The sequence below is a fragment of the Bacillus sp. FSL K6-1338 genome (assembly GCF_038006965.1).
GTDB classification, from domain to species: Bacteria; Bacillota; Bacilli; order Bacillales; family Bacillaceae_G; genus Bacillus_A; species Bacillus_A thuringiensis_S.
On sequence record NZ_JBBOWI010000002.1, the window covers coordinates 328,853 to 347,423 of the forward strand.

Consider the following 18,571-nt stretch of genomic DNA (forward strand, 5'->3'; position numbering starts at 1 on the left):
TTATATAATCAGAACAAAGGAATACCTTATAATAAAGGATACCTTTGTTTTGATTATAATATTAAATTTAATAGGGCTTCTTTACCCATCGGCATTTAACTAAAGCGAAATTGTAAACCTAAAATAACATTATCCTTTCCTATAATTCTACAGAAAGAAAAGTGTATTTTTTACAAAATGTATGTGATGTCACGAATAATTAAAAAGTTATTCAATAAAAAAGCTAACTGCCGCATTTAAACATATTGAAAGTAACTAATTTAGTTATATATCAATCAACCGCGTCCAGCTTGGAAAGATGGATATAGCGACATACCACCATCAGCAAACAGTGTAATACCTGTTACATAGCTCGCTTGTGAAGAAGCAAGCCATGCTGCTACCGCTGCAATTTCTTTCGGTTCTCCGATATATCCCATAGGAACCATACTTTCAACATCGGCACGTTTTTCTGGATCCGCAAATTTTTCAGCATTAATCGGCGTATTCATAGCACCAGGCCCAATATTATTTACACGGATTCCTTTTGGTGCATATTCTAGTGCTAATGTTTCTGTCATTAGCTTAACGCCACCTTTACTTGCTGCATAGTGTACAAATAATGGCCATGGAATTTGCTCGTGAACGCTTGACATATTAATAACACTACCTTTAATATCATGCTCAACAAAATATTTAATTGCTTCCCGGCTCCCTAAGAAAGCCCCTGTTAAATTCGTAGCAATTACCTTATTCCAATCACTTAATGGCATGTCATATGAAGGTACTGAATTTTCAATACCCGCATTATTAATCATGACATCCAGTGTACCAAATTCTTTCACAGCAGATTTAACGAGATTGATAACATCTGATTCAACTGTTACATCTCCTTTTATCGCAATCGCTTCTCCACCTGCTTGTTTAACTACTTGTACTACCTCATTTGCTTCTGATTCGTTTGAATAATAATTAATTACAACTTTGGCTTGTTCTTCTCCAAAACGAATTGCCATCGCTCTTCCTAATCCTGTGGATGCACCCGTAATAACAACAACTTTCCCTTTTAAATCTGTATACATAATTTTTTCCTCCTTTTTATCCTTTAGCAATTCCTAACATAATGCCAGCTGCAATAATGAAGATAATTCCAATGACAATCGCAATAAATTGTCGTTTTGTTTTCTTTTCACCTAATATAAAAATTCCACCTAAAGTTGAGATCACGATCCCCATTTGGGAAAGGGAAAAGCTTGTTGCCACCCCTACACGCGGCTGGGAAATAAATAAAAACATATTTCCTGCTGCCCAAATTAAACCAGGAATAATATTGCGAATCGCATATTTATTAAATGGTTGATGCTTAAAGGTTAGTAGAATTCCACCTAACACCATACCAATGGCTTGTGGTAATAACGCTGACCATCCGTCTATACCGAATAGGCGGATAATTACCACATATACTAAGTAACCAAGAGTTGAAATTAATAACATCACAATCCCTTTTTTGAAATTTCCTTTTTGTTCATCGTTTTTCTCCTCTTTCCTTTGGAGAGATGTGAGAACGATTCCGATTATGATACAAAGAAGTGCCAGAACACCTAATACAACAGATGTTGTTGTTGACCATTCATGAAATACAATGACCCCAAATAAAGTAGTCGAAACTAATTGCATCCCTGTTGAAATAGGCATTGTTTTAGAAACCCCAATTAAATCAATACTTTTCAATTGATTGGCTTGTCCTAATGCCCAAAATAGGCCAGATATAATCCCGACAATTATCATCACGGGCGTCAAAACGGGTTTTATAAAAATATAAACACCGATAGAAAAAACTAGAGCGCCAAGGGTAGTTCCAAGTATTTGACTGTAAGGACCGCCTCCTAGTTTAACGTTGAAGAGTACAATACTTCCCCAAAATAATGCTGGTAAAATCGCTAATAAAATATCCATTTTTTCTAACCTTTCTAAAACATATTTATTAAGTTGAATGCTTGAACGAGATAGTATCTTTGTGTCGAGGGAATTATTTTAGAATAAGAGAAATTTTTCGTTTTTCTACCCGTAATATTTGTTTACCCAGAATAAAAGAAAAATAACATCATGTTGAAAAAGAAAATAACTAGCACGAAATAAAAAAAGTTATTAGAAAGAATATGACCAATACAATTTCAAGTTTTGAAAATAGGAATAATGGAGAAAAACTTGCTGCAAAATTAAGCTATGTTATACAAAAACAACGCATTATGTTTATACATGAGAAAAAGAAATAATATCGTAAAATCTTTAATTTCGTATATAAAATTAATAAGAAGTATGATATGATGAAAGTAACAAAATACTTCTAAAACTATCTTGCAAAAGGACACACCTACGCATACATATGCGATAGGTGTGTCCTTTTTTATTTGTTTTTAAGATTTCAAGACTGAAAAGGGTGATGTATATTGTGTACCAGTAATATAGCATCTACTAATGTTTCTTTTGAAAAATTGAAAAGTCAGGAAGAGAATGAAAAAAACATAGTGTCAATATGCCCGAATTGTAAGAAACGCTCATTTAGAGTACTTTATAATGATTATCCAAAATGGATACAGTATTGCCTATGTTGTAATTATCGAGAAGTAAATACAATAGAGAGTCCGTTTGTTTATTAGATGTAGCTATTTACGTATTTTGATTAGGAGGAAGAATTTCCGATATGAAAATATGAATTAAGGCTATTTGTATAACATCATTTGTATTTCAAATGACAGCATGTAGCAATTCGACGCAAACAAAAAATAATTCGAGACCTGCCCAAGCAGTACAAAACGGAATACAACAGTACGTAGAAGGGAAAGGTATTGTTGATATTCCAGGGAATTATAAGGGGAAATTAAAAGACTTAGAGACCGTTAAAGGGAAGGTATTACATATAAAAGACGGAGATACAATAGACGTAAACGTAAAGGGGCAGAAACAGATGGTAAGGTTACTGTTATTAGATACCCCTGAGTCTGTATCTCAAAAAATTCCACCACAAAAGATGGGAAAAGAACCATCTTCCTTTTTAAAGAAACAGCTAGAAGGGAAAAGTGTAACATTTGTTTATGATCGGGGACCAAAAGAAGACAAATACGGTAGAAAATTGGCTTATGTATTTTGCGATGGAATACACATCAACGAATTAATGGTCAAGTCGGGTTATGGGATTATAGCCTATATTTCTAGACCTAATACTACAATTCTATCTGAAATGAAAGAAGCAGAAAATGAAGCAAAAGAATCAAAGGTTGGCGTACGGAGCATTAAAGGCTTTGTAGATGAAAAGAACCAGCATTATAACCGTAAAGATGCAGCTTAACACCCTAACCCATTGCAATACAAATATTTGTGTAAAATGGAGGTTTTTTGAATGAATGAAAACAAAAGAAATATGCTCTTATCCTTTATCATTTCAATTTTATTTATTTTCGCGAGTCTATTGCCATTTAGTAATAATGAATATGTGTATGTTATCTCCAAAATTGGTGCTGCAGCAGGTGTAATAAATATTGTGATGATGAGCGTTTTCTTGTATTTTCAAAGCAAAAAAACGGGACATTTATTAAATTGGTAATTAAAGCTAAATAGTTTTCCTTACTCATATCCTTTTAAGTTTGGTAAGGAAAGCTGAAAAGGAGTGTGAAAGGTGAGTCAAGTACCTGGATTTTTAAAGTTTGTTTTAGCGAAAGAAAGACGGTATGTATATTTAGTTGTAGGAGAAAAGAAAAACAAAAAAGTACATACACACATGGTATATAGATTTGGTTCGCTAGAAAAAGCATTAGAAACCATGTACGAAATGCGTGGTGATTTTGAAAATCTTTTCCCTCTAGAATTAAAAGAGAGGGGATACGACTGAGAAGATATCAATGATTGGATACTTTCTATTGAAACAGGGTACTCGAAACACGGAAATAAACTAGTCATATACTAGCAAATGTTTTGTATTTAAAAAAATAGGTGAGGAAAAATAAGATGTTGATCATTCAAAAGTATCACATTGTAATTGCTTGGACGATAGCTACTTGTGCAATGTTAATTAGTTTGTTTTTTAGTGAATGGATGAAGCTGCCGCCATGTGATTTGTGCTGGTACTAAAGAATGGCCATGTATCCATTAGTATTAATATTGGGGATAGGGATATATATAGAAGATTCGCACGTAAGCACGTATGCATTTTCATTTGCGTGTATTGGTTTAATGTTATCTGTATATCAAATTACAATTCAAGCGTTTCCTAATAGTGAGATGCAGATTTGTTCAGTAGGAGTTTCTTGCACAAAAGATTACTTAAATTTATTCGGTTTCATCTCGATACCTATGCTATCTTTTGTTTAGCTATCATAATACTTCTATATATTAAACCTGAGAGAGACAAAAGATTAAACAATACAGTGATTATGAACAATATGTTCGAATAAACACAAAATACCTATAAATAGATAAAAAATAAAAAGAGTTAAAAAAGGAGAAATAAAAAATGACAACAATGCAAGTAAGTAATGAAATGTACAAAATTCCAGAGGCGGATATAGAACTATTAAAAATCATGGCCCATCCAGTTAGATTACAAATTGTGAAAGAGCTAGAACGCCACAAAATTTGTAATGTAACACAGTTAACAGAGCTATTAGATGTGCCTCAATCTACCGTATCTCAGCATTTATCTAAAATGCGTGGGAAAATTCTTCGCTCAGAAAGAAGGGGATTAGAGATGTATTATCATATTGTGAATTTTAAGGCATGTCAGATTGTCGGAGTATTAGGTCTTTAATTTTAACTCGAAATAGGATGATAGTAAGAGTGTTGTTAAATATAGCTGCAAAAGCTGATGTACTGCAGAATAATAAATTCAGAAGCGTAAAGTCTAGTCTTCTAATAATGGAGGAGCTGACTGTGTTGAAAAATTGATATAGGAGTTACTAAAAAAGAGTGCAGTACATGTGCATTCTTTTTCTTTGTGCCATAGCTAAAATAGGTAAAGTATTTTGTTTTGCTATGCGAAAACGATATTTTTGACTTTTTAAGCAAAGAAAATATTTAGTTTACTGATTTGTATAGTTAGAATTAAAGTTTAGAATATTCTGTGTCAACATTATCAATTTACTATAGTTTCCAATTATGTAAAGATAGAATTGATTATAATTTTCCGTAAATATTAGATTGAAAACTATTATAAGGGGAATTTGAGTATTTATAGCTTGTTTATAAACGATGATTGGGGGATACAGACAATAGGGTGATCAAGTACTGGTAGAATTTATTAAACGAAATGAGGTGACTTTAACTTGAGAGAAATTGCGAAAAAAGTACAAATGTTACGTTTACAGGAGGAGCATTCTGGGCGTAAGGCAGACGCAAAACAGTATTCTTCCAAGCGATGTATAATAGAAAGAGAGGGTATTAATTTAGAAAAAAATAGAGTTAAAAAACGAACTCAAAAATTTCAAACGTCAGAAGAAAAATGGGACATAAAATGTAAAAAAGCAGTACAATTATTTAATCAAGGAGAGGAATATCCAACTATTGCAAAAAATCTGAGGTGCAATGTGAGTAGTTTGTATAGAGAACTTAAGAAACGGGGCACATTACAAACACCAAAGCAGGTAGCAGTATCTAAATCATTAAAATCACCTATAACATCAACACGAACAAAAAAAACAAATTTTGAGAGATATAAAGAATATTATATGTACAAATAGAAGAATTCATGGCTATAAATCTATACTTAATTCTTTAGTGTTAAAAAGCTCAGATTATAAAAGGTACAATGAAAAAATGCATGTTTAGCAGCAAATCTTCTTACAGTATTGATAGAGCATCTTTTTATTTTTTAGGATATTTTTAAATCTAACAAATATTGAAGGCTATTACCTGTTGCTTAGATCAAAAAAATATTCTTAAAACTAAATCCTTACTTATATTTGTTGAGTAGTTGGTTAAGAAGAGGTTTTTTTGCAAATGCTAAAATAAGGATACTTTGTCCAAAGCAAAAGAATCCCCATGTCATAAAGGATTCTTTTAGGAGAGTTAGAGAGATGTTGTCACTTGACTCATATTGATTTTACGATAAAAAGAAAGAATATTCAATTTTATTATGTATTTCTCAATATATTTCTTTTATTTTTATATTATAATTAATTCTTTTTATTGATGTATATCTTTCTGTGGTGAATCCTTTTAATAAGGATTCCTTTTTTAGTGCCTCATATATTAATAATGAGCCACTAGAGTTTAAGATAGTTTATACAACAACTATTGAAATTGCTTGATTATAGGGGAATTGTTGATTTCTATTGCTGGGGATCAGCCCTGAAAATTTATCTACAGTAATAATGATTACAGGTATTCTAACTCCGTTGATTAGAAAATTTGTTATTACTTTTGTGTCTCTATTAATTTTTTATAAAAAGTTTTCTTGTGTATACATCTATATTCTCTTACTCTTTTTAAACATTTTAATCTTTTTAAGTTTCTCTTATAGATGTAAAAGGTTTGGTGTAATTATAATGTTTTTAAATATAGTAGATTTTAAAGATGTTATAAGTGGGGTTCTTATAAAAAAAAGCCCTCACAATGAAGTGAAGACCTTTATTCATTTAATATCCGTCAGTATGGCTATGAGTGTATTATGCGATTTTATCCTCGCTAAATTAAGAACTTAACCACCATGATTTCCGTGAGCATATTGAATAACATCAATAGCTTTATGTGTTTCTGTAGGGGATTGGGCACCAAACATTAAAGTAAAAATAGTAATTACACCAACTAAACCGAGAATTGTCTTTTTCATTTTAATGCCTCCTTCTCAATAACTTTTTTTCCTGCCTGAGAACATGAATAGAAATAATGACTTGCTTTAATATGGTTATTCTCTTTATAAAATGCAGTAGCAAGATATTCTTCGTATTCCTTAATGAATTCGAAAAGTTCTTGCTCTTTAAAATATGATACGCCTTTTAACACTGTCCTTTCAAGTGCTTCGGCAGGAAAACCTCCATTCATTGCATCTAATATTTTAAAATGGTGAAGATACTCTATATTTTCAATCTCTTGACAAACGGAATATCCTTTTGCTATAAGATCTTTGGCAACGGAGTGATTTCCTTCCTTCATGTGTTCCCTTGCCTCAATAAAAAGTGCCTTATAATTGTTAGGCATTTTTTGATTTACTTCTGAAAGATATCTAATAGCTAATGGCGAAAGGTTTTGAGTTGCATACATTAATCCTAAATTTTGGCGCACCATTAAAATAAATTGCTCTTCGTCTATTTTTTGGAACATATCCATTGCTTTTGTAAAATATTCTTCAGCGAGCTCCCATTCTCTCAAATGAGTACAAGCTAAGCCTATAAGATTATCACAGAATGCTACATTGATCTCATACTCAGCATGTTGACCAAAGATTTCTTTTGCCTCTGATACTTTTTTATAAGATAAGAGTCCTTGATATATGTCATAATGGAAAGCTCCAACTTTATAATAAAATTCCGCTTTTTCCAATTCATCAGGAATGCAGTCTAAAAGTTTTTCTGCGCTTTCATAACTCTCTTTTGCAATTTGATATTCACCAATAGTAGAGGCATGAATCCCTTTGAAAAAGTGATAATAATAAGCTAAGAAATTATCTGTAGGCATATCAAAAGCCTCAACTTTTTCAAAGCTGCTTTTTGAAACGCTTAAATTATCAATTACAAATTGATATCTAAAATCTAGTAGTGAGTAGTAGAGTAATAAATCTGGATCTTCTTTAATACTATAAATCTTAGAATCAATTATTTCTTTTAATTGATGTGCATTATCTATACGCCTTGAGCGGATTTCAAGATACCAATCGTTTAATAGCTTTGTAATTTCATTATTCCCCTTAGCTGAAACCATCATTATATATTCCCCCATCCCATAAAAGTCTACTAATGTTATATATTACCATTGTAGCAAAGTATCCAGTTCATTTAATTGTATTATACTTATTTTTCAATAAAATTCAGAAAAATAAGTTAATTATGATAACCCAATTATATTTGATCCATAAATGTTCCCAATTAGATATAATACATCAAATAAATATCAAATTTATTTCTCAATATAACAACTTTAAGAATATGATATTATTTTAATGCAAAGTCCCTTTTGTGCAATGAGATAGTAGTACCCAAACAATAGCCCACTGGTACCAGTGGGCTTTTCTTTTGTTTTTACATTTGTTATAATTTCCTTAAAGGTATTTCAATGTTGCTGTACGTATATAATAAAAGAAGAGATGCGTCAACATCTCTTTAAGTAACTGCTACCGCAAGGTGATCGGTTACTAAAAATTAATTTTTGCGTTTTTTAGAAGACCGCCCACGCTTTGCTGGCTTAGGGGTGGTCTTTTTCTGTTTTTTAGAAGTAACTTTTTTTAATCAAAAAACTACGATCTCTCGGACAATAGTTTTGGATACTTCTAATAATATTTGAAAAAGAATGTCCATTCGGTCACCTCCTTTCCCTATAAATAAGAGAAAGGATCGCAACCAACCACCCTACAATATACAGTTGTTCTTATTCTATCATACTTATACAAGCTCACCAATATAAAATAACCCACCTATTTCCGTAGGTGGGCTTTATCTTCATTACACAATATCAAAGTATACTCTCTTTTTCTCGTAAACTTTATGCAATTATACATATTCGTAAAAAATACACTATATAAATATTACATGTAGTAAAATATAAATTGTGGATACATTCTATAAAGCAGATTCTTTTGAAAGACGTAACATATTGATCTCAAATCTCTTGATATTTTGTGAACTAACAATCTGGTGTAAATAGAAGATTCTGTTTTATAGGATGTGTTTACACGTATAACAAAGGGGTAATACGTGTATATTTATATAAAATTAAAGTGGTTCAAGTCGGAGGAAGACACCTTAGGGTGTCTTTTTTTGTACATTAAAAAACTCACCATCCAACAGAAATGGCGAGATCCTTATATATTATTTCATATCTTGTTTTCTCTAATGCTTTTCTTCTTAATTAACCAATAACTGCATTATACGTTATATAAGCTAAAATGTCTGAAAGGTTTACTCTGATAAAATCCAAATGACTACAAATATTCCTGTAACTGCCGCACCTCCAAGAAATCCTACCAATATTTTTCCTTGAGTACCATTAACAATTTCTTTTAATTCTGCTTTTGCTTTTTTCTTATCTTCTCCTGTTGAAAAGAGATAACTAATAAAATATACGACTACTAAAAATAGTGACGCGATTACCTCTATCATGACTTATGTACCTCCCTAATATATGTTAACTATTAATTAACCAATAATTTCCTTGTACATTATATCAGTTAGGGTACATGGAAGTATAACAAATTATTTGCATAACTTATTTTATTAATCGATATATTAAAAAGAGACACCGAATAATTCCTTAGCGTACAAAATTCGCGTTATGTTGGAGGGACCCCATGCCCATCAAGCTATTATTTAGAAGTGCTCCCCAAAACGAAAATTTAATTATTTTACAGTTATTTATGAGAATTCAACTCATTTTCTTCGTTTTGGGCAACTAGTTTCATTAGCTTGATGGGCATATTGGTGGAACCCCGAAATGGACATTTGAATAAATAATGCCTTCCTTAAAATAACCTTAATTAAAACATAGTTTTGATAATATATGGAAAATAAATGGTGCAATTTTTGGGTATAACCTAAATAAAATTTATTTTAGAAAAGGGGTAGAAGGGAAATGTTCCAGAAGTTCAAGTTTTATTTAATGAGCATTTTAATTAGTTCAATGTTAGGAGGAATTATTATAGGTGCTAATTTCTTAGACCATAACATATATAATTTAGTTGCAGGTAAAGAATATCATTTTAATATGTGGTCTTCTATTATTATATTTAGTGTTGTATTTATTTCGGGTTTCTCGTACGCGTTGAAGAAGGGGCCAGATATATTTGTTAATCATTAAACCAATAGCAATTATTGTAGGCGCTGCCGTGATCTGGGTGGGGTCTTGTTTGCTGTTAAGGAAAGATAACAAAACTAAATTTCCTTAAAATGAAAAAAACGCCATCCTTTCCTATGATTCTATAGAAAGGATAGCGTATTTTTTTATTTGAGGGGAGAACTTTGTTTTATTATATTCTATATTTCAGTTAAAAAAATTTTTTAAAAATCAGTACGTTTATATATTCTCACCGTTAAGAAGTAAGAACCGATAAATATAAGCATGGTAACGATTGAAGCAAATGTAATTATTTGATTAGTAGTAAATTGATTAGTAACGCTATATACAAGGTCGGTAATATTTACATATGCCTCAATTGGTCTCCATAAAACAACACATACAGGGAAAATAATGCTGACAGTAGCCATCAAATATTTATTGGTGAAGCGATAGAAAAATGGTAAGTAGATAGACGTAAACAACATGACAGTAAGAACACTAACCACAATAGTCTGTGGAGTTTCAATTTCAACTCCATAAGTCGGGGATGCAACTTGAATTACTGCTTGTATCAATAATGAGAATAGAGCTACTAAAATTGTAAACAACACTGTACCAATATATTTTGACATAATAATTTTATTTCTACTATAAGGCAGGCTATTAATAAATTTGTGACTATTATTCTTTTCGTCATAATAATGTAGATTTATCATATAAGAACCAGCCACCAAAACGACTATGAACCCAAAACTTCCAAACGTCCCTATAAAAAAGCATATACCAAGTAGATAGAGTAAGATCAATAATTTTTGCAATCTAAAATCCTTTAATATTAAATTATACATATTGAACATTCCCCTTTTTTGTATAGTACATAATATCTTCTAATGTCGCTTCTTCAATTAATACATCATTCCCTAATTGCGTACGTGAATGGCTGACGTTACTTGTGAGTGCTTCAAACCCCATGTTTGTTTCACGAATCCCGATTAATTGTTCTCTGATTTTAGGCGTAAGCAAGGATTTATCCCCTTTTACAGTTGCATATTCTTCAGAAATACTATGTATATCTTTTTGAAACACAATCTCACCATTATGAATAAATACAATATAATCAGCAATACGATCTAAATCAGTGGTAATATGTGTGGAGAAAAAAATTGTTTTATCTTGATCGACCATTAAATCATAAAGGATGTCTAAAAGTTCCCTTCGAAATACAGGATCGAGTCCAGATGTCGGTTCATCCATAAGTATAAATTCGGCATGGTGTGAAAGTGCAAACGCTAGGGAAGTCTTCATTTTCATCCCTGTAGACATCTCTTTCATTTTTATGTTAGTCGGTAACTCAAAGCGCTGTAAGTAGGATTGGAACTGATTTTCATCCCATTTTTTATACGCTGGAGCAATGAATTTTTTCAGTTGATGAATTGTCATATCTTCATAATAGATATTGTCATCGTATACGAATCCTATACGCTCTTTAATAGAAACTTGGTCCTTTTGATGATCTTTACCGAAAACTGTGATATCTCCGCTATCCTTGCTAATAAGATCCATAATAAGTTTAATTGTCGTACTTTTCCCAGCACCATTTGCGCCAATAAATCCCGTTACAAACCCCTTTTTGATGTTGAATGATGCATTTTTTAAAGAAAATCCCTTATATGTTTTTGAAACATTTTTCACTTCTACAATGTTCTCCATATTTATTCCTCCTCATAAATACGATTAATAATTTGTATTAACTCATCCCTTAATAAATGATTAGTCTTACTCTCTCGAACGATTGTACTGAACTTTTCACGTATTGGATCACTTGGTTCATCCGCACGTTGTTTCTTTGTTTGTTTTGCAACAAACGAGCCTTTCCCTACTATAGAGTAGATGTAACCCGCTTTTTCAAGTTCTTCGTACGCCCTTTTTGAAGTAATAACACTTACCTTCAAGTCTCTTGCTAATGAACGCATAGAAGGTAACGAATCATCTACTTTCAATGTTTTATTTGATATTTGTAATATAATCTGATCAATGATTTGTTGATAAATAGGCGACTTAGACTTATTAGATAGTAAGATTTTCATGATTCAACTCCTTGCCTCTTAAATGCTTATGAACACATTATACACAATGTATACAATATATACAATATATACATTTGGAACGATGTTGATTTTTCATATAGGATACCGTCATATTGATATAAAGGCGTTATCCTTTCCTATGATTTCTCAGAAAGAATAACGCCTTTTTCATTTTAGGAGGATATTGTCTTGTTAGCTTAATAGCGATGGGGTGCTACCCCTATATATCTGAGAAAAGTACGATTGAGGTAATTGACGATGAGTATCTAAATGGAGAAGTGTTAGATGAACTCCAGCAGGGAGAGGATCATAATTTGTTTGCGGTAAAAGGGGACAAAAGAGACGTGTTGTAGCAGTAAGAGATGGGATGATGTTGAATGGAGAGACCTAAAGTTATTGAATAACGAAATTTTGAGTAGTACAGATACAATAGAAGGATGGGGAATCGAAATATCAACATCACGTAAAAGAATACACAATTTTTCAAAAGGCTCAATCCATAAAATATATTCGGTTTGAATATATTTTATGGCATTTCCAAACTTTTTGGTATCAGAGTAATACTTAAGTTGTCCTTCTAAGACTGATATACTACCTTACCTCTTAAAGCATCTTTCCTAAAAGCGTATGAGTATTCTTGAGGATTAATGCTTTTTATCAAATAGTGTCACTTCCATTCAAATATTAGTAAGTACATTATATCATATATTTCCTGCGACTCATTTATTCGTTAAATAGGAATTTAACGAATAAACTGGTGATGAAAGCCTATCTCTACTATAGCGGCAGTTTATTGAATTTTTAAGTTTATAATTAATAGACAGTTTTAGTTATGGAAATTTAAAAGCCCTGTCTTTAAAGAGAGGGCTTTTAAAAAAGGATGACAGTTAACAACTGAAGGTACCACCATATTACCATTATTGGGATTATTATACCATATTTTCATATTGATAAATAATTTATGTTATAGAAAGTTTGATGAGGAGAGAATCCTTGTAAATTTTAAAATAAGGAAAGCAAATATTGAATTTAAAGTTATGTTTAAAAAGGAATGGAATTATTCCTTTTGCTTTGCAACGTATATTAAGCATCATTCAAAATCATGTATAGGTTATAATATGAATAAATATAGTGTGACTAGAAAATTTCAAGACACCAATTCATTGGAACGGTAAAAACTGTTTTCGGAATAGGTGTCTTTTTTGTATTAAGTACAATATATTTTCTCAACAGGAAAAATTGTAATTATCTATAAGTATTACTTATAAGGATAATAGGAAAATGGAAATTAATAATAAAGGAGAATGCGAAATGTTAACAGTAATATCTAATAATGACCTAGCTAAAATACGCGAAGAAGATGTAGATGTAATAAGGGTAATGGCACATCCGGTTCGATTAAAAATTATAAGTGAGTTAATGCATCATAAAATGTGCAATGTTACAAGGTTAACAGAAATATTAAAACTTCCACAATCCACTGTTTCACAACATTTAGCAAAGTTAAAAGGAATTGTAATACGTGCAGAAAGAAAAGGATTAGAGATGCATTATTATATTGATAATAATAAAGCTCGTCAGATTGTAGAAATTTTAAGTCTGTAGATTAATCATACGTAAAAGTTTCCTATTATAAAGGAAACTTTTTTCTATGTTAATCAAAATATAATCAGTTATAAAGAAATATGATATTTGGAACGAGTGAATTTTAGAATACTATATTGGAATGTAAGTTTTTAATTCGAGTTATGGAACGTATAATTTTTCAGTAAGAAAGGAGGGGAGTATAAGAAAGTCTAGGAAATGTAACAACTTCTTTATAAATTTAGTAATTACACTATAGTGTTATTTAATGTGATTAAGATAAATAATTGATTGAAGTTATGTATATTTAGCTTTTATTTATCATTTTAGCCAAGAAGACTCCTTCCTCAAGGAGCGTGAAGGGTCACAGCCCAGTAAGTAGGTGGGAGATGAATTGGCTTCGAACAAGTGATGGCAGGAAGCCATCTTAATTGTTCGACATATAGAAAGTATTACTCCACTACCTATCGAATGTACGTTTGGTGTATAATAATCATATACCGAAATGGAGGTGAATCAAATAATGATGAATAAAGCCTATAAGTTTCGTATCTATCCAAATCAGGCACAAGCAATTCTAATCAACAAAACGATTGGGTGTTCTCGCTTTGTATTCAATCATTTCCTATCCTTATGGGATCACGCATACAAAGAGACAGGAAAAGGCTTGACCTATGGTACATGCTCTGCCAAACTACCTGCCATGAAGAAAGAGCTTGTTTGGCTAAAAGAAGTGGATAGTATTGCGATTCAGTCGTCTGTTCGCAACCTTGCGGATGCTTATACACGCTTTTTCAAAAAACAAAACAGCACACCGCGCTTTAAATCTAAGAAGAACAACGCACAATCTTATACCACAAAACAAACAAATGAAAACATTGCCGTTGTAGGGAACAAAATAAAGTTGCCGAAACTAGGACTTGTTCGATTTGCCAAAAGTCGCGAAGTAGAGGGACGTATTGTAAATGCTACAGTTAGACGGAACCCTTCTGGTAGATATTTTGTGTCACTATTAGTTGAAACAGAAGTACAAGAACTTCCGAAAACACATTCTTACATTGGAATAGATGTAGGACTAAAAGATTTCGCTATTTTGTCAGATGGAACACACTATGAAAATCCGAAGTTTTTCCGATCATTAGAAGATAAGTTGGCGAAAGCACAGCGTGTTCTTTCTAGAAGAATGAAAGAATCTTCTCGCTGGAATAAACAACGAGTAAAGGTAGCTAGAATTCATGAATACATATCAAATGCTAGAAAAGATTACTTGGACAAAATTTCAACTGAAATCATCAAAAACCACGATGTTATCGGTATAGAGGATTTGCAAGTATCGAATATGTTAAAGAATCATAAGTTAGCAAAAGCAATTAGTGAGGTATCTTGGTTGCAATTTCGATCCATGTTAGAATACAAAGCAAAATGGTATGGCAAACAAGTCATTGTCGTATCAAAAACCTTTGCTTCTAGTCAACTATGTTCTTGTTGTGGATATCAAAATAAAGACGTTAAAAATCTAAATCTACGTGCATGGGACTGTCCTTCTTGTCGTACAAACCATGATAGGGATATTAACGCAAGTATCAATCTAAAGAATGAAGCGATAAGGCTTCTAACCGCAAGGACTGCGGGGTTAGCCTAATCAATTAGAGTTCGATAGAACTCTTTACTTAGGAATCCCTCACTTCTAAACGAAGTGAAAGTGGGGGTAGTTCAATATTGGTAATTTCATGTACCGTATTTAATAATAAATCCAATTGGGAAGAAGTGAACAAGGATGAGCTTCCTGCAAAAGCGAAAGAAAAACTTGCTGCGAAATAATAAAAAGGATTTGGTCTTAAAGGTCAAATCCTTTTCTGTTTTCAAAATCTTCTTCTGAAATGAATATGAATCCATATCTTTTAAATTGAGCTGTTGTTACGCTATAACTAGTTTGTTTATTTCCACTAATTACATAAGTCTTATCGTTTTTGCACCAGAACCGATAACCCTACATTTATCTGCCCATTTGGTTAAGGCATCGAATAGACCTAACGTATACCACTGCGATTTCTGATAAATTACATGTAGAGCTATCACTCAATATAACAAAAATGTAATGTTAATGAAATGTAATTCCACCGATACTATTAATGAAATTATATAAAATGAAGGGGAGTTAAAGAATTTTTATAATGAAAAAGGAGAAGTATTAATGCGAAATATATTAAGTGTAGAAAAAATCGAAAAATATTATGGTAATAAAGATAATGTAACAAAGGCTATAGATAATATTAGTTTTAAGATAGATGAGGGAGAATTTGTTGGGATAATGGGGCCTTCAGGAAGTGGCAAAACTACATTGCTTAATTGTATATCAACGATTGATAATGTTACTACGGGAAAAATAATGATAAATAATAGTGACATTACTCGGTTAAAATCAAAGTCACTAGATAAGTTTAGACAAAATGAATTAGGGTTTGTATTTCAGGACTTTAATTTATTAGATACCCTTACTGCTTATGAAAATATTGCTCTAGCGTTAACTATAAAAGGTGAGGCAAGTTCAAAAATTGATGGGAAAATACAAGCGGTTGCGAAATATTTAGACATTGAACAAGTATTAAGCAAATACCCTTATCAAATATCAGGCGGACAAAAACAAAGGGTTGCTTCGGCAAGAGCTATCGTAACAGATCCATCTTTAGTACTTGCAGATGAACCAACAGGATCGTTAGATTCTAAATCAGCTAGATTATTACTCGAAAGATTTGAAAGTCTTAATAAGGATTTAAAAGCTACAATACTTATGGTTACTCATGATGCATTTACAGCAAGCTATGCTCGTAGAATTCTTTTCATTAAAGATGGAAAAATATTTATCGAGTTGGTAAGAGGGAATGATTCTAGAAAAGAATTCTTTACTAAAATTATCGAAGTTATAACCCTTCTTGGAGGTGACGATAATAATGTACTCTAAGATTGCTATTGGGAATGTAAAGAAAAGTTTTAAAGATTATGCAATATATTTCTTAACACTAACACTGGCTGTTTGTATATTTTATAGCTTTAACTCAATAGAATCACAAAAGGCACTTATGGAAATTAACGCTTCAGATAGAAAGTATGTGCCTACAGTAATGAACGCTATCTCAAATGTGTCAGTATTTGTATCTGTAATATTAGGTGGTTTAATATTGTATGCAAATAATTTTTTAATTAAAAAACGTAAAAAAGAATTAGGAATCTACATGACTTTAGGTATGGGGAGAAGAAACATATCCAGAATATTAGTAACAGAGACATTTCTAGTTGGCGTTATATCTTTAGTGAGTGGACTTATAATAGGTATTGGAGTATCGCAGGGGTTATCTACATTTGCATTAAAGCTATTTGACTTGCCCATCAATAAATATAAATTTACAATTTCAACAGGTGCTATAGGTAAAAGTGTATTATACTTTGGAATCATGTTTTTACTTGTTATGTTATTTAATGTATATGTTGTTTCTAAATACAAAATAATTGATATGTTAACAGCAGGTAGAAAAAACGAAGATGTAAAATTTAGAACTCCTCTTATCTATGTAATCACATTTATTATGTGTGTAGCATCACTTGGATATGCATATGTGACTATACTAAAAATCGGGTTGAATTTTACTAACCCTATGCTCGTAGTATCAATCCTCCTTGGCATATTAGGTACATTGCTGTTTTTCTTTAGTTTATCTGGATTTATATTATATGTTGTAAAGAAGAATAAAAAAGTCTATTTTAAAGGTTTAAATATATTTATCATCAAACAAATAAATAGTAAGGTTAACACAAATTTTATATCCATGTCTGTAATCTGTTTAATGTTATGCCTTACAATGGTGGCTTTATCTACAGGAATCAGCTTTAACAGAATGATGGACGCAACAACGAAAGAAGTAACACCATTTGATGCCAGTATTACGTTGGAGAATAAGGATGAAAGTTACACTATAGAAGAAGTATTAAAGAAAGCTAACTTTAAAATAAGTAATAATGAAAAATATATATCTTATAATGTATATCAAACAGGGATGAAAGTGGTGGACTTTGTACCAGAACTTAAAGATTATAATATGAGTATAGATTTCATTAAAGTATCTGATTATAATAAAATTTTAAATCTTAAAAGCGAAAAGGAAATCACTTTAAATAACAATGAAATTTTACTTTTATCAAATGAAGGCCGGTTTGTTAATTCGACAAATGAAAGATTAAAAAATAGCAATAAGATGAATGTTAAAGAAAAAGAATATTCGGTAAAAAACACTAAAGTTATACAAGAGAATCTTTACACTTATGATGTGCGAACTAATTACTTCACAATCGTTATAAATGATGAGTTTTTATCAGGCTACAAAATTACTGAATCCGTACTTAATGTAAATTATTTAGATGGAAATAGAGAAGAATATAATAAAAAATATGATAACGTTGCACGGGGCTTTTATGACGAAAATGGCCCGAAATTAAATATTAATCGTATAGCAGGCAAATCAAAGGATGAAGTTTATGCAGGAAGTAAGGGATTGAAAACTATTGTACTGTTTATTGGGATATATATAGGTATTGTATTTTTAATAACGAGTATGGCCGTATTAGCTCTTCAACAATTATCAGAAGCCAGTGATAGCATAGATCGATATAAATCTTTGAAGAGAATTTGTTCAAACGGAACAATGATCGACAAAACGATTTTTATTCAAACTTTCGTATACTTTAGTCTTCCAGTTTTTCTTGCCATAATTCATTCTATAGTTGGAATTTATGTAGTCAATTATTATATTAACACATTTCAACAAACAGACATTATTTTACCAGCATTGATGACGGGCTTAGTACTTCTTGTAGTGTATGTAGTATATTTCTACACGACATATGTCGGGTATAAAAATATTGTAAAAAGTAATACTTGATTTTATAAT

At 31.4% G+C, this 18,571-nt stretch carries 17 protein-coding genes and 3 pseudogenes; 12 read left to right on the forward strand and 8 right to left on the reverse strand.

The window, feature by feature from the left end:
- Nucleotides 1-275: 275 nt before the first annotated feature.
- Nucleotides 276-1,061, reverse strand: coding sequence for a glucose 1-dehydrogenase (gene gdh, locus NZ044_RS28450; RefSeq protein ID WP_170265026.1), 786 nt, complete (start codon nt 1,059-1,061; stop codon nt 276-278).
- Nucleotides 1,062-1,077: 16 nt separating this feature from the next.
- The gene (locus NZ044_RS28455; RefSeq protein WP_098505781.1) at nt 1,078-1,935 is read right to left on the reverse strand and encodes a RhaT/GlcU family sugar-proton symporter; all 858 of its coding nucleotides are present in this window, start codon (nt 1,933-1,935) and stop codon (nt 1,078-1,080) included.
- A gap of 796 nt (nt 1,936-2,731) precedes the next feature.
- Between NZ044_RS28455 and NZ044_RS28460 the strand changes: the two genes are divergently transcribed.
- The 6 genes and pseudogenes from NZ044_RS28460 to NZ044_RS28485 all read left to right on the forward strand — a co-directional run bounded on the left by NZ044_RS28460 (nt 2,732) and on the right by NZ044_RS28485 (nt 5,711).
- Complete coding sequence (locus tag NZ044_RS28460; RefSeq protein ID WP_340950136.1) at nt 2,732-3,328, forward strand: thermonuclease family protein; 597 nt, start codon at nt 2,732-2,734, stop codon at nt 3,326-3,328.
- A 51-nt stretch (nt 3,329-3,379) separates the two neighbouring features.
- Entirely contained in the window at nt 3,380-3,583 is a 204-nt protein-coding gene (locus NZ044_RS28465) for a hypothetical protein (protein ID WP_001004894.1), read from the forward strand.
- Between the two features lie 72 nt (nt 3,584-3,655).
- Nucleotides 3,656-3,943, forward strand: a pseudogene (locus tag NZ044_RS28470) (hypothetical protein).
- 41 nt (nt 3,944-3,984) lie between these two features.
- A pseudogene (locus NZ044_RS28475) lies at nt 3,985-4,430 on the forward strand (disulfide bond formation protein B).
- Nucleotides 4,431-4,489: 59 nt separating this feature from the next.
- A complete protein-coding gene (locus NZ044_RS28480) occupies nt 4,490-4,783 on the forward strand; it encodes an ArsR/SmtB family transcription factor (RefSeq protein ID WP_000210392.1) in 294 nt (97 codons plus the stop codon).
- Between the two features lie 514 nt (nt 4,784-5,297).
- The gene (locus NZ044_RS28485; RefSeq protein ID WP_098505783.1) at nt 5,298-5,711 is read left to right on the forward strand and encodes a hypothetical protein; all 414 of its coding nucleotides are present in this window, start codon (nt 5,298-5,300) and stop codon (nt 5,709-5,711) included.
- Between the two features lie 959 nt (nt 5,712-6,670).
- On the opposite strand, the gene NZ044_RS28495 is transcribed toward NZ044_RS28485, so the two are convergent.
- The 3 genes from NZ044_RS28495 to NZ044_RS28505 form a co-directional block, all read right to left on the reverse strand.
- On the reverse strand, nt 6,671-6,802 hold the full coding sequence (locus NZ044_RS28495) for a hypothetical protein (RefSeq protein ID WP_000751016.1): 132 nt from the start codon (nt 6,800-6,802) through the stop codon (nt 6,671-6,673).
- Nucleotides 6,799-7,893, reverse strand: coding sequence for a response regulator aspartate phosphatase (locus tag NZ044_RS28500; RefSeq protein ID WP_340950137.1), 1,095 nt, complete (start codon nt 7,891-7,893; stop codon nt 6,799-6,801). The genes NZ044_RS28495 and NZ044_RS28500 overlap by 4 nt, the downstream gene beginning before the upstream one ends.
- Before the next feature lie 1,190 nt (nt 7,894-9,083).
- Entirely contained in the window at nt 9,084-9,284 is a 201-nt protein-coding gene (locus NZ044_RS28505; RefSeq protein WP_098505786.1) for a hypothetical protein, read from the reverse strand.
- Nucleotides 9,285-9,753: 469 nt separating this feature from the next.
- On the opposite strand from NZ044_RS28505, the gene NZ044_RS28510 reads away from it, so the two are divergent.
- Entirely contained in the window at nt 9,754-9,978 is a 225-nt protein-coding gene (locus tag NZ044_RS28510; protein WP_340950138.1) for a hypothetical protein, read from the forward strand.
- A 200-nt stretch (nt 9,979-10,178) separates the two neighbouring features.
- Here NZ044_RS28510 and NZ044_RS28515 read toward each other — a convergent pair whose 3' ends face one another.
- The 3 genes from NZ044_RS28515 to NZ044_RS28525 are packed head-to-tail and all read right to left on the reverse strand — an operon-like array spanning nt 10,179 to nt 12,044.
- Nucleotides 10,179-10,805, reverse strand: coding sequence for an ABC-2 transporter permease (locus NZ044_RS28515; RefSeq protein ID WP_340950139.1), 627 nt, complete (start codon nt 10,803-10,805; stop codon nt 10,179-10,181).
- Nucleotides 10,798-11,667: an ABC transporter ATP-binding protein gene (locus NZ044_RS28520; RefSeq protein ID WP_098505789.1), complete on the reverse strand. Its 870-nt coding sequence runs from the start codon at nt 11,665-11,667 to the stop codon at nt 10,798-10,800. The genes NZ044_RS28515 and NZ044_RS28520 overlap by 8 nt, the downstream gene beginning before the upstream one ends.
- A gap of 2 nt (nt 11,668-11,669) precedes the next feature.
- Nucleotides 11,670-12,044: a GntR family transcriptional regulator gene (locus NZ044_RS28525; protein ID WP_098505790.1), complete on the reverse strand. Its 375-nt coding sequence runs from the start codon at nt 12,042-12,044 to the stop codon at nt 11,670-11,672.
- A 209-nt stretch (nt 12,045-12,253) separates the two neighbouring features.
- Here NZ044_RS28525 and NZ044_RS28530 point away from each other — a divergent pair.
- The 5 genes and pseudogenes from NZ044_RS28530 to NZ044_RS28550 all read left to right on the forward strand — a co-directional run.
- Nucleotides 12,254-12,563 (forward strand): annotated as a pseudogene (locus NZ044_RS28530) (helix-turn-helix domain-containing protein); the annotation flags it as partial.
- A 792-nt stretch (nt 12,564-13,355) separates the two neighbouring features.
- Nucleotides 13,356-13,649: an ArsR/SmtB family transcription factor gene (locus tag NZ044_RS28535; RefSeq protein ID WP_098505791.1), complete on the forward strand. Its 294-nt coding sequence runs from the start codon at nt 13,356-13,358 to the stop codon at nt 13,647-13,649.
- A gap of 502 nt (nt 13,650-14,151) precedes the next feature.
- Nucleotides 14,152-15,270 carry an IS200/IS605 family element RNA-guided endonuclease TnpB gene (gene tnpB / locus NZ044_RS28540; RefSeq protein ID WP_340950141.1) on the forward strand — a complete coding sequence of 373 codons (1,119 nt, stop codon included), beginning with the start codon at nt 14,152-14,154 and terminating at the stop codon, nt 15,268-15,270.
- 552 nt (nt 15,271-15,822) lie between these two features.
- Entirely contained in the window at nt 15,823-16,590 is a 768-nt protein-coding gene (locus tag NZ044_RS28545; protein ID WP_098578597.1) for an ABC transporter ATP-binding protein, read from the forward strand.
- Nucleotides 16,580-18,562 (forward strand): ABC transporter permease, encoded by a 1,983-nt coding sequence (locus tag NZ044_RS28550; RefSeq protein ID WP_340950142.1) that lies wholly within the window; start codon nt 16,580-16,582, stop codon nt 18,560-18,562. Before NZ044_RS28545 ends, NZ044_RS28550 begins: the two co-directional genes overlap by 11 nt.
- Nucleotides 18,563-18,571: the final 9 nt, after the last annotated feature.

Coding starts and splice junctions, on each gene's coding strand:
- gdh (WP_170265026.1), bottom strand. CDS start 1,061: ATGTATACAGATTTAAAAGGGAAAGTTGTTGTTATTACGGGTGCATCC.
- NZ044_RS28455 (WP_098505781.1), bottom strand. CDS start 1,935: ATGGATATTTTATTAGCGATTTTACCAGCATTATTTTGGGGAAGTATT.
- NZ044_RS28460 (WP_340950136.1), top strand. CDS start 2,732: ATGACAGCATGTAGCAATTCGACGCAAACAAAAAATAATTCGAGACCT.
- NZ044_RS28465 (WP_001004894.1), top strand. CDS start 3,380: ATGAATGAAAACAAAAGAAATATGCTCTTATCCTTTATCATTTCAATT.
- NZ044_RS28480 (WP_000210392.1), top strand. CDS start 4,490: ATGACAACAATGCAAGTAAGTAATGAAATGTACAAAATTCCAGAGGCG.
- NZ044_RS28495 (WP_000751016.1), bottom strand. CDS start 6,802: ATGAAAAAGACAATTCTCGGTTTAGTTGGTGTAATTACTATTTTTACT.
- NZ044_RS28500 (WP_340950137.1), bottom strand. CDS start 7,893: ATGATGGTTTCAGCTAAGGGGAATAATGAAATTACAAAGCTATTAAAC.
- NZ044_RS28505 (WP_098505786.1), bottom strand. CDS start 9,284: ATGATAGAGGTAATCGCGTCACTATTTTTAGTAGTCGTATATTTTATT.
- NZ044_RS28510 (WP_340950138.1), top strand. CDS start 9,754: ATGTTCCAGAAGTTCAAGTTTTATTTAATGAGCATTTTAATTAGTTCA.
- NZ044_RS28515 (WP_340950139.1), bottom strand. CDS start 10,805: ATGTATAATTTAATATTAAAGGATTTTAGATTGCAAAAATTATTGATC.
- NZ044_RS28520 (WP_098505789.1), bottom strand. CDS start 11,667: ATGGAGAACATTGTAGAAGTGAAAAATGTTTCAAAAACATATAAGGGA.
- NZ044_RS28525 (WP_098505790.1), bottom strand. CDS start 12,044: ATGAAAATCTTACTATCTAATAAGTCTAAGTCGCCTATTTATCAACAA.
- NZ044_RS28535 (WP_098505791.1), top strand. CDS start 13,356: ATGTTAACAGTAATATCTAATAATGACCTAGCTAAAATACGCGAAGAA.
- tnpB (WP_340950141.1), top strand. CDS start 14,152: ATGATGAATAAAGCCTATAAGTTTCGTATCTATCCAAATCAGGCACAA.
- NZ044_RS28545 (WP_098578597.1), top strand. CDS start 15,823: ATGCGAAATATATTAAGTGTAGAAAAAATCGAAAAATATTATGGTAAT.
- NZ044_RS28550 (WP_340950142.1), top strand. CDS start 16,580: ATGTACTCTAAGATTGCTATTGGGAATGTAAAGAAAAGTTTTAAAGAT.